Origin of the sequence: Arenibacter antarcticus (assembly GCF_041320605.1) — a bacterium.
Classification (GTDB): Bacteria; Bacteroidota; Bacteroidia; order Flavobacteriales; family Flavobacteriaceae; genus Arenibacter; species Arenibacter antarcticus.
This window is the reverse complement of the sequence record NZ_CP166679.1, coordinates 4,520,354-4,536,530: the sequence shown is the minus strand read 5'-3', so window position 1 is coordinate 4,536,530 and position 16,177 is coordinate 4,520,354. Positions and strand designations below refer to the sequence as shown.

The following is a 16,177-nucleotide window of genomic DNA, read 5'->3' as shown; positions in this document are numbered from 1 at the left end:
TTTTATTTAAATTTTGAAGAAATCGTGGTTGTATTTCTTGACGGGGAAGACAGGTAAAATAGTTTCCCGTTAATTCGTGGCCAATTTTAATTTCATAGTCTAAATAAATTTGATTTCTACTAAAGGTTAATGGGATGAAATAACGAAGCAATGTTTGATGATGTTAGGAGGATCTTCATATAGATTACCCAATGGATAGCCAACTTAAAGAAATTGAAGGTATAAAAAAAAGATCTTGCTACTGTTGTAGGCAATAACTCAACAATGCAAATAATTTTACTCTTGGTAATTAACTTAAATTAAGGTTTTTATCGATGCCTATAACAAACATATAGTATTGACCCGGTTAATCCAATCTGACACACAACCAGTACAATGATAGAGTTCTTAAGTAAGAAGTTGGTAGTATTTGCCCTGTGTTCCCTCAGTTTGTGGAGTGTCATGGCTCAGGAAAAAGAAGCGGTGCCCAAACTATTTCAGGAGTTTAAAAGCATGCAAAAGACTGATGAAAGATTTCATTATTTCTTTAGCACGCGCAATCGTTATATAGATAATTCAGCCTATGATTGGCAAGCCATGGTTAACCTATATCACAATAACTCCAAAAAAGAGTACGATTCATTAAGTGTAACGAAATATGAGATAATGCAGGCCCAATTGTTTTATGATATTGGGGATTTTAGCAAAAGTGTAGCCATAGCCAATAACTTGTATGATAACCTAGAAGGACTAGATTTGGAGGAGAAGAGAATTCTTTTGGATCTAATCGACGATAATTATGCGAAGTTGGGACTATATGACCGCCAATTTGAAATAAGAAACGAGAAAAAGAAATTAGGAATCTCCGACAAGGTTGTTTTTTACGACATATACGCTAGTCTGGGACTTCATAGAAAGGCTATGGACGACTATATTAAGGATATGTTGAAAACTTTGGGAGAGGATGATTATTTTGGACAAGCGGAATATCAAAATAATGTAGGCACCTATCTGTTGTTGGATATGTCCACGCCCACAGCGCTTACCTATTACAAAAAGGCCGAGGGGTTTATCAATGTCTATCTAAATGATATTAGTAGGCAGAAAACCGAACAGGAAATCATTAAAGGAAATTTACTCAAAGGTGTTATTGAAGGGAATATAGGGAAATGTTATGCCCGACTTAAGGAATTTGACTTGGCCATTCCTTTTTTGGAAAATTCCATTGCTACTATAGAGGAGTACAATATGGGTGAATTTTTCAAAGAATATGTAGTAAATACGTTAGAATTATCGGACTGTCATTTACAGAAGGAAGAATATGGCAAGGCTAGGGAGTTGCTTCTTAAGGTGGCGGCTCTCAATAGTGTGGATAATATTGTTAGGAGAAATGGTTTGTTGGCTGCCTACTTCGATAGAACTGGGGATTATAAAAACTCCGTTGATTATTTAAAAAGGAATGTGAAAATTATGGATTCGTTGAATAAAAATGAGTCCTCAATGAAAAAGCAACAGTTGGCCGCAGTTGCAGGTCAGGAAATTGAGTACTCCAAAAAGATGATGGAGGAACAAAAGCTGGATTTAGAAAAGTCCAAAAGTGACCTTCAGGCTAAGGATGAACGGATACACATTGTGTTTATTTCCTTGATATTTACACTATTGGGTTTTGCGGGACTGGTATATGCTTATCTGAAAAGTATTAAAAATCAAAGGCTTATAGAGGATCAAAAAAAGATAATCGAAGCTTCCTTGGTAGAAAAGGATTCGCTTTTAAAGGAGATCCACCATAGGGTGAAAAACAATCTTCAAATGGTTTCCAGTTTGCTTAGCCTCCAGACCAAAAACACAAGGAGTAAGGCAGCGATACAGGCATTGGAGGAAGGAAAGAGTAGGGTAAAGGCCATGGCGCTGATCCATCAGAAATTGTATCAAAACGATGACCTTTCCGTTATAGAAATGCAGGGATATATCGAAAGTCTTATCAATAGTGTACAATCGGTATATAAAAAAGGAGGTCATAGTATTAATATCACGATAGACGCCGAAGGGGTTGAGTTGGATATCGATAGGGCAATTCCTTTTGGGCTTATCTTAAACGAATTGGTCTCCAACTCCTTTAAATATGCATTTCCGGATGAAGTAAAGGACGACGGAAATGGAAAAATATATATCCACCTAAATAAAAATAACGAGAAAGGGTACTTTGAATACTCTGATAATGGAATAGGATTACCTGAAGACACAGATATAAGGGAAAATTCCTCTATGGGAATACGTTTGATAAACCGATTGGTAAATCAGCTACAATCTACTTTAAATATCGATAAAACTACAGAGGGAGTTCGGTTTTGGTTCAATTTTAAATAACTTTGGAACTAAACAATTTTGATATGCAAATCACATTTTTAGGGCACGCTTCCCTACTAATTTCGGTAGGAGATAAAACACTTTTGGTAGATCCATTTATTTCTGGAAATGAAAAGGCAAAAGGGAAAATTAATATCCATGACCTTACACCCGATTATATTTTGGTTACCCATGCCCATCAAGATCACATTTTGGATGTAGAGGAAATAGCCCTTAGGAGCAAAGCAATAGTTATCAGTAACTTTGAAATAGCAACTTATTTCGAAAATAAGGGAATTACCGTACATCCTATGAATCATGGTGGTAACTGGAGTTTCGATTTTGGAGATTTGAAATATGTAAACGCTATCCATACTTCGTCTTTTCCCGATGGATCCTATGGGGGACAACCAGGAGGTTTTGTTTTGACCTCAGGAGGTAAACAAATCTATATCGCTGGCGATACGGCATTGACCATGGATATGAAACTGATTCCATTGTACGCCAAATTGGACCTGGCTATTTTACCGATTGGGGGTAATTTTACAATGGGGATCAACGACGCCGTTATGGCTTCTGACTTTGTGGAGTGTGATAAGGTATTGGGGTATCACTTCGACACCTTTGGCTACATTGAAATCGATCATAAAAAGGCGGTACAAACCTTTTCCGATGCAGGGAAAGAGCTTGTTTTATTGCAAATAGGGGAGAAGCTGGAAATATAATTAACGAACCTGGCTCTTTAAAACCATTCGGTGCAAGAGTTTTGGGAAAAATCGTTTCATATAAACGCCCATTATTTCCCATTTTCCTATATAGGCTTCAAATTTATCGCTTTGCATGGCCCGTAGCATTTTTTTTGCAAATTTTTCCGGGGACATTCCGTTCTGGGTGGCCTTGTCATTCTCTTTTTGGGATGCTCCCTTAGCGGTCAGTGCATTTCTTGCTATATTGGTGTTTGCAAATCCCGGACAGATCATGGTCACTTTTATATTGTCAGTGGCATGCTCCATTCTAAGGGTATCAAAAAAACCGTGCAGCGCATGTTTGGCTCCACAATAACCAGATCGGTACGGGGAACTAAATTTACCCATTAGACTGGTTACGGTAACGAATTGGCCTTGCTTTCGACCTACATAATGGGGAAGCAAGGCTTTGGTTAACGCAATTGTACCCATATAGTTCACTTCCATAAGCTTTTGATAAACACCTAAATCGGTGTCTAGAATCAGTGATCGTTGACTTATCCCAGCATTGTTGATCAAAATGTCTATTGGGCCGTAAATATCCATTGCTTTACTTACCAATGCAGACATGGTACTATAATTTTCCAAGTCCAATGGAAGTACCGCAATATTTTCAGGATTGGGGCAATTTCTTTTTACGGTTAGGAGCTGCTCCATGTTTCTGGAAGAAATAATTAATTTGCTACCATTGCTGTTCAGTTCCAATGTCAGCGCTTTACCTAATCCGGAAGAAGCTCCGGTAATCCATATAACCTTATCCCTGTTTGTTGTCATTTTATCAATTTAAGAAGAAAAAGATAGTTAAATTTGGCCTTATTGATTATGAAAGCTACCTATAAAAAATATATTCTGGATTTTAAAAGACCAAGTGGCACTTCTAGGGGTGTTATGACCCAAAAGGAAACTTGGTTTATTAGTTTGCACAGGGAGGCCCGTTCTGGAATTGGGGAATGTGGCATATTGAGGGGATTGAGTATAGATGATGTTCCCGGATATGAGGAGAAATTAAAATGGACCTGTAATAATATCCATCTGGGGAAAGAGGTGCTTTGGGATGCTCTTGCAGATTATCCCAGCATACAGTTTGGATTGGAACAGGCATTCCTCTCCCTAGAATCCAAAGACATGTTTGAATTATTTCCCTCAGAATTTACCAAGGGAGAGCGCGTCATTCCTATCAACGGCTTGGTGTGGATGGGAGATGAAGCATTTATGCACCAACAGATAGCTCAAAAACTTGTAGAAGGGTTCCGTTGTATTAAAATGAAGATCGGGGCAATCGATTTTAATAAAGAGTTGTCCATCCTAGCTTCCATACGTAAAACTTACGACCAAAATCAGATAGAACTAAGAGTAGATGCCAATGGAGCCTTTTCCCCTGCCGAGGCCATGGAGAAGTTACGCCTTTTGGCACCTTATGACATTCACTCTATAGAACAGCCCATAAAAGCGGGACAAACTGCTGCAATGAAAGAATTGTGTGGAAATTCTCCGATTCCTATCGCGCTAGATGAAGAACTTATTGGGATTACTAAAGTAACAGATAAGGAAGAATTGCTACTAACCATAAATCCACAATATATTATTTTAAAACCGAGTTTAGTTGGAGGATTTAAAGGGAGCGAAGAGTGGATAGCCATAGCAGAGCGACTCCATATTAAATGGTGGGTTACCAGCGCCCTAGAGAGTAATATTGGACTAAATGCCATTGCACAATGGACGTATACCTTACAGAATAAATTGCCCCAAGGATTGGGGACCGGTAGTCTATATACCAATAATTTTCAGAGCCCATTAACGGTTGAAAATGGACATATAGGATATTCGAAAAATAAAAATTGGGAAGAAAATTTAATGGAAAGTTTATGTATATAGAACAAGGGTATAAAGGTAAACATGAATCTTGGCGGTATGTGGTTGGGGTTTTATTGATTTTTATTGGTTGGCAGATTATTGGAATGATTCCCCTTATGGCAGCTTTGGTCCTCAAATCCTTGGGAGCGGAAACGATGCCTATGGATATTGGAGGAATGTCTAAACTACTGGGGAGCAACATGTTTTTGTTTCTAATGTTATTATCCTTTGTTTTTGGATTATTGGCCACCTTTGTTACCGTAAAATTTATTCATAACCAATCCATAGTTGCTCTAACCACTAGCAGAAAAAATATAGATTGGAAAAGGGTGTTCTACGCGTTTGGAGTATGGGCAGGGATTACCCTGATTATACTGGGAATTGACATTTACCTTTCCCCAGAGGATTATGAACTCAATTTTAGACTGGAACCCTTTTTAATCCTTTGTGCTATATCTATTTTCCTTATCCCCTTACAAACCAGTTTTGAGGAATATTTTATGCGTGGATATTTAATGCAAGGTATTGGTATTATGGTAGGTAAGAGATGGGTGCCCTTGGTCATAACCTCCTTAATATTTGGGCTGTTGCACCTTTTTAATCCTGAAGTGGAAAAATTAGGGTATGGTATAATGGTTTATTATATAGGTACAGGTTTTTTCTTGGGAATTATTACGTTAATGGATGAAGGTTTAGAGCTAGCAATTGGCTTTCATGCGGCCAATAATTTGCTGACGGCTTTGTTGGTTACCGCTGATTGGACTGCCTTTCAGACAGAATCTCTCTATAGGGATATATCCGAGCCAGTATTGGGATGGGATGTGTTTGTGCCCGTCTTAGTAATTTACCCAATACTGATATATGTGTTTTCCAAAAAATATGGCTGGACAAATTGGAAAGACCGTCTTGCAGGGGATGTGAAATCTAAGGAGAGTTTACAATTAGTAGAAGCAAATGGATCTGAACTATAATACTATTCACCCTAAATTTAAATTCAACGGAAACTATTACGGTTTTAAGGATCTGCAAGAGCAGGCTTATTGTTTGGTGAAAGAGGGTGAGGGATATGAGATAGCGATAGGGGATTTTTTACTGGATTGGTTGGATGGGTCTGATGTAGTGAAGGTGAATACCTCTGGTTCTACAGGTATTCCTAAAATAATAACCCTACAAAAAAAACACATGGTCAATTCCGCATTGGCCACCGGTACTTTTTTTAATATGCGGGAAGGGACCAAGGCATTACATTGTTTGCCTACTACCTTTATAGCGGGTAAAATGATGTTGGTAAGGGCCATAGTTCTAGGATGGGAGCTCCAGTGTGTTGCGCCAAATTCCCATCCGTTACAATCGGTTAAGGACTATTACGATTTTGGCGCAATGGTACCCCTTCAAATAGAAAATTCTCTTTCCTGTATAGGTCAAATAGGTACTGTAATCGTTGGTGGTGCTCCTATGTCTGCAGCCTTAAAAAGGAATGTAGCCTTGCTTCCTGTAAACGTATTTGAAACTTATGGTATGACCGAGACCATTACCCATATTGCCGTAAAAAAGGTGATTCACAAGCAGAGTAGCGACAATGAGACTGATGGTGGAGTAGCTTTTATAGCGCTTCCCAAGGTATACTTCTCCACAGACGAACGGGGATGTTTGGTAATAAATGCTTCCCATATTTCGGATGTTGAAGTAGTGACAAACGATGTAGTGCGCCTTCATTCGGATACGGAATTTGAGTGGTTGGGGCGATTTGATAATGTTGTTAATTCTGGCGGGATAAAATTAATTCCCGAACAAATAGAATCCAAGTTATTGGCATTGTTGACCTCTAGATTTTTTGTTGCTGGAATTGTAGATGCCACCTTGGGACATAAATTGATTCTTGTGGTGGAAGGATTGGACGATTCTTCACAATTGCAAAAGGATATCCAAACTCTTACCTCCCTTGATAAATACGAAATTCCGAAGGAAATCTACACCATCCCCAAGTTTATGGAGACTGGAAGTGGAAAGGTAAATAGGGGAGAAACTTTACGAGCTTTAGAGTTAAATTGAAGTATCCAATAACCAGTAGGCAGTAGGCAGTGAGCATTTTGCACATAGACACCTAACTAAATAAACAAATTGCTACATTATTATATTTCCAAATCATCAAATTGGCTCATTTCCAAATTAACATATTGTTCCATTGATTCATTGTTCCATTAAATCACTATACCTGAATCACTCCTAAGTTAAAGGGTTTTTCTATAGGCGCGTGGTTTGCGGCCTCTATGCCCATAGAAATCCATTTTCGGGTATCCAAGGGATCAATAACGGCATCGGTCCATAATCTGGATGCTGCGTAATAGGGTGAAATTTGGTCGTCGTAGCGTTGTTTTATTTTTTGGAATAGCTCCTCCTCTTTGGCTGGTGTAATTTTTTCTCCTTTTTTCTTTAAGGAAGCAGTCTCAATCTGCAGTAATACTTTTGCAGCGGAGTTACCGCTCATCACTGCCAATTCTGCACTTGGCCAAGCCACAATCAACCTTGGATCATAAGCTTTTCCACACATAGCGTAATTCCCTGCGCCATAGCTGTTTCCTATAACAATGGTGAATTTAGGCACTACGGAATTGCTGACCGCATTTACCATTTTTGCCCCATCTTTTATAATTCCACCATGCTCGCTCTTGCTGCCCACCATAAACCCAGTGACATCCTGTAAGAATACCAATGGAATTTTCTTTTGGTTGCAATTGGCGATAAAGCGGGTTGCCTTATCTGCAGAATCGGAATAGATGACCCCGCCAAATTGCATTTCCCCATTTTTGGTCTTTACTACCTTACGTTGGTTGGCAACAATACCTACTGCCCATCCATCTATTCGTGCATAACCGGTTAATAACGATTTACCATAACCTTCCTTATATTGTTCAAATTCTGAATTATCGACCAATCGTTTAATGATTTCGAGCATATCATATTGTTCGGCCCTTGATTTTGGAAGGATACCAAAGATATCCTCTTCTTTTTCCTTTGGTTTGTGGGCAACGCTCCTGTTGTATCCGGCCTTGTCAAAATCACCTATTTTGTCCACAATGTTTTTTATGGTCTCTAAGGCATCCTTGTCGTCTTTCGCTTTATAATCGGTCACCCCACTTATCTCGCAATGGGTGGTCGCTCCACCTAGGGTTTCGTTATCTATAACTTCCCCTACGGCGGCCTTTACCAAATAGCTTCCAGCTAAAAAAATACTACCGGTTTTATCAACAATCAACGCCTCGTCGCTCATAATGGGTAGGTAGGCTCCTCCAGCCACGCAACTGCCCATAACGGCGGCAATTTGGGTAATCCCCATGCTGCTCATTATAGCATTGTTTCTAAAAATCCTCCCAAAGTGTTCCTTGTCCGGAAAAATTTCGTCCTGCATGGGAAGGTAAACACCAGCGCTATCTACCAAATAAATTATAGGCAGACGATTTTCCATGGCGATTTCCTGTGCTCGAAGATTCTTTTTAGCGGTGATGGGAAACCAGGCCCCCGCTTTTACCGTGGCATCATTGGCCACTACAATACATTGTTTTCCTTTGACGTATCCAATTTTCACGATAACTCCACCAGAGGGACATCCTCCATGGGCCTCATACATTCCGTCTCCCACAAAAGCTCCGATTTCTATACTATCCTTTCCCTTGTCCAATAGAAAATCGATGCGTTCACGGGCACTTAATTTCCCTAGGGCATGTTGTTTTTCTAGGCGCTGTTTGCCACCTCCAAGTTTTACTTTGGTCAGTTTATGATTTAATTCCGAGCGTAATAGTTTATTGTGGTCTTCGTTCTTATTGAAGTTAATATCCATGTAATAGTGGGTTTACTTTGCGCCCTAAAGATAAGGAGTTATATTTAATGTTAAGTTATGGTCAATAGGGATTTTGGAATCAATTTACTTCCCAAATTGCACAACAAGGATGAAGTATGCATAATAAAAAAGATCTAGAAATAGTATGGAGCAAAAAATAAGGTGGGGAATTATAGGACTGGGCAATATTGCACATTCTTTTATAAAAGATCTAGCATTGGTGAACAATGCGGAAATTACGGCGGTAGCCTCCAGGAATTTGGAGAAATCTAAGACATTTGCTGGGGAATACCACGTGCCATTGGCATTTGGAAGTTATAGCGAGCTTTTGGAGTGCAAGGAGGTTGATGTGGTCTATATCGCTACCCCACACACCTTTCATGCAGAATTATCCATTATGGCAATGGATCACGGAAAACATGTTCTCTGTGAAAAACCTATGGGTATTAGTACAGAGGAGGTAGAAAAGATGATTGCATCGGCCAAGAAAAACAATGTGTTTTTAATGGAGGCCCTTTGGAGCAGGTTTAATCCCGCAATAAGGAAAGTAAAGTCACTGGTGGAAAGTGGGGAAATTGGGGACATCGCTTATTTGCACGCCGATTTTGCCTTTTATGCCTTGGATAGGGACTTTCAGGGCCGGGTATTGAACCCGAAATTGGCTGGGGGATCACTTTTGGATATTGGTATATATCCCATTTTCCTAACCTATCTCCTTTTAGGAAAACCCGATGAGGTCCTGTCTACCTCCAATTTTCACGATAATGGGGCAGAAATACAGACTTCCATGATTTTTAAATATCCCGAGGCTCATGCCGTTTTATATTCAGGATTTACAAGTGGCTCTGAAATGAAAGCACAAATATCTGGTAAAAAAGGAACTATTGTTATTCCCGAGAGATGGCACCAGGCCCAAGGATATTCCGTGCAAAGAGAAAATGAAAGGGAAGAATTTACGTTACCTACCCAGGGTAAGGGATATTTTCATGAAATTAATGAGGTACACGCCTGTCTTGCTGAAGGGAAGTTGGAGAGTGCTCTGTGGAGCCATCAAAACACTCTGGATCTAATTGGATTAATGGATACGGTGAGGTCCCAAAATGGAATTCACTTTCCACAGAAGGAATAAAGTGCACTTAGACAGATATAATCTTATAAAAATTACGATATTTGACCTTCTACAAATCAAACCAAATTTAAAGATGGGAATGAATAAGAATACGGTGCTTGCTTGGGCAACCTTTATAATGATAGTCGTAGGTCTTGCACTTATAGCATTGGGCGCATTTAGATATGATGATGTTGCCGGATGGGGTTTTGCCTCGGTAGGTATAGGTTTTTTTGCTATTGCCTGGGTATTTAATGCGCTAAAGGGAAGAGTGTAGCCTTTTTGTTGTGTCCTCATCAGAGGTTCACAATTGTGTTGTAAAGTTTGATGTGCTAGTGGCCTAGAAAAGGATGAGGAAATCTGTATGTATGCGGCAAGGTTGTAGGTAATCACACTTTTGGAGGGGATTTTGTAATACACTTTGTTTTTTAAAAGCATTAGGGCATCGGACAAACAACTTATTATTAAAGGGCAATTAGAATTTGCAGCGCGCTTTTAGAGTGAGAAGAATAATAAAGGCGATTTGATCTCCTTAAGAAATTGGAACACAAAAGGACATATGTCCAAACAGAAATAAATTAACATAAAACATTTAAAATAAGATATGTCAGACGATAAGAAAGTGATATTCTCCATGTCTGGGGTAACCAAAACATATAAAACTGCGAATACCCCGGTATTAAAGAACATCTATTTAAGCTTCTTCTATGGAGCTAAAATTGGAATTTTAGGACTTAACGGTTCTGGGAAATCTACCTTACTGAAGATAATTGCGGGAGTGGACAAGAATTTCCAGGGAGACGTAGTTTTTTCCCCAGGGTATAGAGTAGGATATTTGGAGCAGGAACCACAGTTAGACGAGAACAAAACCGTTTTGGAAGTGGTAAAGGAAGGAGTTGCGGAAACCGTAGCCATCTTGGACGAGTACAATAAGATCAACGATATGTTCGGACTTCCTGAAGTGTATGAGGATGCCGATAAGATGCAGAAACTTATGGATCGCCAAGCCGAGCTTCAGGATAAGATCGATGCTAGTAATGCATGGGAGCTGGATACCAAACTAGAAATTGCAATGGATGCCCTTCGTACACCGGATCCCGATAAAAAGATCGGTATCCTCTCTGGGGGGGAACGCAGACGTGTTGCCCTTTGTAGATTGTTGTTACAGGAACCTGAAATATTATTATTGGATGAACCAACCAACCACTTGGATGCTGAATCTGTACATTGGTTAGAGCATCATTTGGCGGAATACAAGGGGACGGTGATTGCGGTAACTCACGATAGGTACTTCTTGGATAATGTGGCCGGATGGATATTGGAATTGGACAGGGGCGAAGGAATTCCTTGGAAAGGGAACTATTCTAGTTGGCTCGACCAAAAGTCGAAACGTATGGCTCAAGAAAGCAAAACTGCTTCCAAGCATCAAAAAATATTGGAGCGGGAGTTAGATTGGGTAAGGCAGGGCGCTAAGGGACGGCAGACCAAACAAAAGGCTCGTTTACAGAACTATGACAAGTTAATGAGCCAGGACCAAAAACAATTGGACGAAAAATTAGAGATCTATATCCCGAACGGTCCACGATTGGGTACCAATGTTATTGAGGCGCAAGGGGTAAGTAAGGCATATGGGGATAAATTACTGTATGAAGACCTAAATTTCAAATTGCCACAAGCTGGTATTGTGGGAATTATAGGTCCTAACGGGGCTGGTAAAACCACTATTTTCCGCATGATTATGGGAGAGGAAACTCCGGATAAAGGAGAGTTTAAAGTCGGTGATACGGCAAAAATTGCCTATGTGGACCAAAGCCATTCCAATATTGATCCCGAAAAATCGATATGGCAAAATTTCAGCGATGAACAAGAGCTTGTTCTTATGGGCGGTAGACAGGTGAATTCTAGAGCTTATTTAAGTCGATTTAATTTCTCCGGGAGTGAACAGAATAAAAAAGTGAGCATGCTATCGGGTGGGGAGCGTAACCGTTTACATCTGGCCATGACACTTAAGGAAGAGGGGAATGTGTTGCTCTTAGATGAGCCAACCAACGATTTGGACGTGAATACCTTACGAGCATTGGAGGAAGGTTTGGAGAACTTTGCCGGTTGTGCGGTAGTCATTTCCCACGACAGGTGGTTTCTAGATAGGGTCTGTACTCACATTCTTTCCTTTGAAGGGGATTCTCAAGTCTATTTCTTTGAGGGATCTTTCTCTGAATATGAGGAAAATAAAAAGAAGCGCTTAGGAGGAGATCTTATTCCGAAACGTTTAAAATACAAGAAATTGATCCGTTAGGATTAAACTACTTTGCATATAAATCCGCTGTGGCCAATTAAAGGTGATGGCGGATTATTTTTCCTATGGCAGTCAGTTGCGTTAATAATCCTCTTTGGGATACCAGTCCAATTGCACTACTTCTATATCTGGCTTCTCCTTGCTTATCAATTTTCTGAATAATGCCACATCGCTAACATCTGGTTGACCGCGGTAGTGATAAGGGTATACTTTCTTGGGCCTAAATTCCAGTACCGCATCTGCAGCCCTATCAACACTCATGGTATAAGGCAGGTTCATACATATAAAAGCTTTGTCTATATTGTTTAGATTTCTCATTTCAGGAATATCTTCGGTATCTCCGGAAAAATAAATACGTTCCCCATTTTTACTGATCACATATCCATTTCCCCTGCCTTTTGGGTGAAAGGCTTTTGCTTCTTCCCTTAAATTATACATGGGAATGGCTTCTACAAGAATTCCAAATCGTTCCTTAGAATCCCCATTGTCCAAAATATCCATTTGGGGTGTAAATTTAGAGGGCATTTTTTCGGCAACGGCTTGGGGAAGGATTATCTTGGCATTTTTGGTATTTATTGCCTCTAAGGTCTCTAAGTTAAAATGGTCTCCGTGAATATCGGTAATCAGAATTAAATCTGGTTCGGGAACATCATTAAAGTTATCCTTTCCACCTACCGGGTCTATATATATGGTGGTATCATCCAATATGATTACCGCAGTTGCATGCTCAATTGGGATTATTTCTATATTGACAGCAGGATTTTCAGTGATGGGATTACTTTCGGTTGTTAGTTGGATTGCGGGTTTGGATTTTTCCTTGCATCCCAAAACAAGAATCGTGAACAATAGTAGTACCGCTTTAAATTTATGTGGAAATTTCATGACAGCGTATTTTAAGTTAAAATCAATTCCATTTTGATATCACTTCTGCTATAGGGCGGATCTTCCTCGAGAGGAATTTCTTTAAACCCATATTTTATATATATATAGATGGCATTTTCCAAGTGGGTACTAGAGTATAATACAATCTTTTCCCATTGGTTATGTTGGCCAACCTGAATTAGGTGCTGCAATAGGTGTTGTCCTATTTTAAGGCCTTGATACACCGGGTCCACCGCCATTTTACTCAATTCGTACTGCCTAGGATGGATATACGGTAAAAGGGCATAACAGCCTACAATTTGCCCATTCAACTGGGCAAAGTAAATATATCCGCCTATATTGATTATATTAGCTTCACAATTCGTTAAAATCTGACTATCCTTAGGTTCTAGCAAGAAGTATTTTTTTAACCAAGCTTCGTTCAAGGTTTTAAAGTCGACGGCATATTCAGATTTAAATGGCACTATGTTTATTGACATAAATGGCAATTAATATTATTGTGATACCATTAAGATAAGCATAATAGTTTTAATGAATAAATTATTTTTTTGCCAAAAAAATCTAAAAATCAAAAAAAATCGTATATAGTAGTGATACAAACAAATTTTTAATAGTTAACCAAAAAGAATTAATTAACATTTTAGAATATGACTGAAACAAAAAGCAATAATGGATTGAAAGTTATAGCAGGTTTACTTGGTGTAATTTTACTAGGTGTAATTATCTACACCGTAAGTCTTTATCAGGATAAGCAAAAAAACACTGCTTTACTTACAAAGGAAAAAGAATTGGTTGTTGAAGATCTTACCAGTTTAAAATCCGAATACGACAAAGCAATCTTGGAGAGCAATGCTACCAATGAGGAATTGGTTTCTGCTAGGGATAATATTGCAAAGTATATCGATTCCGTAAAAACTATGAAATCGGATATAGCGAGTCTTTACAGATACAGAAAGCAAGTGGGTATATTGACCAAAGAGAGAGAGCAGTTAATAAGAAAGGTAGATTCCCTAACTAGGTCCAATACTTTCTTGGCCATGCAAAGGGACAGTACTTATGTAGAATTGGAAAAGCAAACTGTCTTTAACGATTCCTTGGTAGTGCAGAACACCCAATTGGCCGATGTTGTGGAGAAAGGGTCTACGTTAAACCTTTCCAAGTTCAATGTAGATGCCGTGAAGGAAAGAAATAGCGGTAAATTAGTTTCTACATCCAGAGCTAAGTCTACAGATAAATTAAAGGTTTGTTTCACTATTGCCGATAATGTAATTGCGCAGGCTGGTGACAGACAATTTTTTATAGAAGTCTTGGATCCCCAAGGAAATGTTTTGGGGGAGAGCTTCTCCAAAACCAGTGATTCAGGGGCATCTGTAACCTACAGTAAAGGAACCGACTTTTATTATGAGAACCGTGCCTTAGATGTATGTGATTTTATTGATAAGCCTGTTGGAGATTTCCAAAAAGGTAATTATATGGTCAATGTTTATGACAATGGTCTAAAATTATTGGGCACTTCCAAATTCCAATTAAAATAATATACACTATCCACTTAACTTAAAAGGCCGATCTCATATAGATCGGCCTTTTTTTTGTGCTGTAATTTAAGGTTATGATTTAATGGTTCCCACCATATCTTCGGGCTTAACCCATGCCTCATATTCCTCAGCAGTTACGTAGCCGAGGTTAATAGCTTCTACCTTTAAAGTAGTGCCGTTTTTGTGAGCGGTATTTGCAATTTCTGCTGCTTTGTAGTAGCCAATTTTAGTGTTTAGGGCGGTAACCAACATCAATGAATTGTTCAATAGCTGCTCTATTACCTTGTAATTGGGTTCTATTCCAACAGCGCAATTTTCATCAAAACTTATACAGGCATCCCCCAATAATTGGGCAGATTGCAATATATTGGCGGCCATCATCGGTTTAAAGACATTGAGTTCATAATGCCCTTGGGTGCCACCGACAGAAATAGCAACATCGTTCCCCATTACCTGGGCACAAACCATGGTTAAGGCTTCGCATTGGGTTGGATTTACCTTTCCTGGCATAATGGAACTACCAGGCTCATTTGCCGGAATTATTATTTCCCCAATTCCAGATCTTGGGCCAGAAGCCATCATTCTAATATCATTGGCAATTTTATTTAGGGCCACCGCCAGTTGCTTTAATGCACCATGAGATTCTACAATAGCATCGTGGGACGCCAAGGCTTCAAACTTGTTTTCAGCTGTTTTAAAGGGTAATCCCGTGAATTTCGCAATGTATTCTGCTACAAGAACATCATAGCCTTCAGGGGTATTAAGACCGGTACCTACGGCAGTGCCTCCCAAAGCCATTTCACTTAAATGGTCCAAGGTGTGGTTCAACGCCCGTAGACCATGGTCCAATTGGGAAACATAACCTGAAATTTCCTGCCCCAAGGTTAGGGGAGTGGCATCCATTAGATGGGTACGGCCTATTTTCACCACCTTGGCAAATTCCTTGGCTTTTTTGTCTAACGTATTTCTAAGTTGGGTTACTCCTGGAATTGTTGTTTCTACAATTTTTTTGTAGGCGGCAATATGCATTCCAGTAGGAAAGGTATCGTTAGAAGATTGGGATTTGTTTACATCATCATTGGGTTGAATAGTCTTTTCCCCCTCACCAATTTTCTTTCCCGCTAGTTCCTGCGCTCTATTTGCAATTACTTCGTTCACGTTCATATTGCTCTGGGTGCCAGAACCAGTTTGCCAAATTACCAACGGAAATTGATCATCGTGCTTGCCCTGTAATATTTCATCACAGACCTCTGCAATAAGATCTCTTTTCTCTACTGTTAAAACACCTAATTCGTGATTGGTAAAGGCTGCCGCTTTTTTAAGATAAGCAAAGCCATAAACGATGTCCAAGGGCATAGAAGCCGCTGGACCAATTTTAAAATTATTTCTGGAGCGTTCGGTTTGAGCCCCCCAATACTTATTGGACGGCACTTTTACCTCGCCCATGGTATCTTTTTCAATGCGATATTCCATAATTTATATTCCCTTTAATGATAATTACAAATTTAAGGTTATCTGCCCAAGAAAGAAAGTATATTCCCGAGCATTCTATAGTATTCTCCCTTCTTCTTACTATTCCGATAAGCTCGAAAT

Annotated in this window: 14 protein-coding genes; 9 read left to right on the top strand and 5 right to left on the bottom strand. The window is 39.4% G+C overall.

Features of this window, described 5'->3' with window-relative positions; genetic code table 11:
- Positions 1-375 precede the first annotated feature (375 nt).
- Together KCTC52924_RS18665 and KCTC52924_RS18660 are read left to right on the top strand one after the other, a co-directional pair.
- Positions 376-2,346, top strand: a complete 1,971-nt coding sequence (locus KCTC52924_RS18665; protein ID WP_251807880.1) for a sensor histidine kinase — start codon at positions 376-378, stop codon at positions 2,344-2,346.
- 23 nt (positions 2,347-2,369) lie between these two features.
- Positions 2,370-3,050, top strand: a complete 681-nt coding sequence (locus tag KCTC52924_RS18660; RefSeq protein ID WP_251807879.1) for a metal-dependent hydrolase — start codon at positions 2,370-2,372, stop codon at positions 3,048-3,050.
- On the opposite strand, the gene KCTC52924_RS18655 is transcribed toward KCTC52924_RS18660, so the two are convergent.
- On the bottom strand, positions 3,051-3,845 hold the full coding sequence (locus KCTC52924_RS18655; RefSeq protein ID WP_251807878.1) for an SDR family oxidoreductase: 795 nt from the start codon (positions 3,843-3,845) through the stop codon (positions 3,051-3,053). It lies immediately after the preceding gene.
- 48 nt (positions 3,846-3,893) lie between these two features.
- Between KCTC52924_RS18655 and KCTC52924_RS18650 the strand changes: the two genes are divergently transcribed.
- The 3 genes from KCTC52924_RS18650 to KCTC52924_RS18640 are packed head-to-tail and all read left to right on the top strand — an operon-like array spanning position 3,894 to position 6,977.
- Positions 3,894-4,946, top strand: a complete 1,053-nt coding sequence (locus KCTC52924_RS18650; protein WP_251807877.1) for an o-succinylbenzoate synthase — start codon at positions 3,894-3,896, stop codon at positions 4,944-4,946.
- On the top strand, positions 4,937-5,896 hold the full coding sequence (locus KCTC52924_RS18645; protein WP_251807876.1) for a CPBP family intramembrane glutamic endopeptidase: 960 nt from the start codon (positions 4,937-4,939) through the stop codon (positions 5,894-5,896). Before KCTC52924_RS18650 ends, KCTC52924_RS18645 begins: the two co-directional genes overlap by 10 nt.
- Complete coding sequence (locus tag KCTC52924_RS18640) at positions 5,880-6,977, top strand: AMP-binding protein (RefSeq protein ID WP_251807875.1); 1,098 nt, start codon at positions 5,880-5,882, stop codon at positions 6,975-6,977. Before KCTC52924_RS18645 ends, KCTC52924_RS18640 begins: the two co-directional genes overlap by 17 nt.
- A gap of 157 nt (positions 6,978-7,134) precedes the next feature.
- Here the strand turns inward: KCTC52924_RS18640 and KCTC52924_RS18635 are convergent, their stop codons facing one another.
- The gene (locus tag KCTC52924_RS18635; protein ID WP_251807874.1) at positions 7,135-8,763 is read right to left on the bottom strand and encodes an acyl-CoA carboxylase subunit beta; all 1,629 of its coding nucleotides are present in this window, start codon (positions 8,761-8,763) and stop codon (positions 7,135-7,137) included.
- Positions 8,764-8,908: 145 nt separating this feature from the next.
- Between KCTC52924_RS18635 and KCTC52924_RS18630 the strand changes: the two genes are divergently transcribed.
- The 3 genes from KCTC52924_RS18630 (at position 8,909) to ettA (ending at position 12,167) form a co-directional block, all read left to right on the top strand.
- Positions 8,909-9,892, top strand: coding sequence for a Gfo/Idh/MocA family protein (locus tag KCTC52924_RS18630; RefSeq protein ID WP_251807873.1), 984 nt, complete (start codon positions 8,909-8,911; stop codon positions 9,890-9,892).
- A 73-nt stretch (positions 9,893-9,965) separates the two neighbouring features.
- Positions 9,966-10,148, top strand: a complete 183-nt coding sequence (locus tag KCTC52924_RS18625; RefSeq protein WP_072763534.1) for a CAL67264 family membrane protein — start codon at positions 9,966-9,968, stop codon at positions 10,146-10,148.
- Between the two features lie 327 nt (positions 10,149-10,475).
- Complete coding sequence (ettA, locus tag KCTC52924_RS18620) at positions 10,476-12,167, top strand: energy-dependent translational throttle protein EttA (protein ID WP_251807872.1); 1,692 nt, start codon at positions 10,476-10,478, stop codon at positions 12,165-12,167.
- Between the two features lie 81 nt (positions 12,168-12,248).
- Here the strand turns inward: ettA and KCTC52924_RS18615 are convergent, their stop codons facing one another.
- Together KCTC52924_RS18615 and KCTC52924_RS18610 are read right to left on the bottom strand one after the other, a co-directional pair.
- The gene (locus KCTC52924_RS18615) at positions 12,249-13,049 is read right to left on the bottom strand and encodes an MBL fold metallo-hydrolase (protein WP_251807871.1); all 801 of its coding nucleotides are present in this window, start codon (positions 13,047-13,049) and stop codon (positions 12,249-12,251) included.
- A gap of 11 nt (positions 13,050-13,060) precedes the next feature.
- On the bottom strand, positions 13,061-13,528 hold the full coding sequence (locus KCTC52924_RS18610; protein ID WP_251807870.1) for a GNAT family N-acetyltransferase: 468 nt from the start codon (positions 13,526-13,528) through the stop codon (positions 13,061-13,063).
- 168 nt (positions 13,529-13,696) lie between these two features.
- On the opposite strand from KCTC52924_RS18610, the gene KCTC52924_RS18605 reads away from it, so the two are divergent.
- Positions 13,697-14,584: a hypothetical protein gene (locus tag KCTC52924_RS18605; RefSeq protein WP_251807869.1), complete on the top strand. Its 888-nt coding sequence runs from the start codon at positions 13,697-13,699 to the stop codon at positions 14,582-14,584.
- A 72-nt stretch (positions 14,585-14,656) separates the two neighbouring features.
- Here the strand turns inward: KCTC52924_RS18605 and fumC are convergent, their stop codons facing one another.
- Positions 14,657-16,057, bottom strand: coding sequence for a class II fumarate hydratase (gene fumC / locus KCTC52924_RS18600; protein ID WP_251807868.1), 1,401 nt, complete (start codon positions 16,055-16,057; stop codon positions 14,657-14,659).
- Positions 16,058-16,177: the final 120 nt, after the last annotated feature.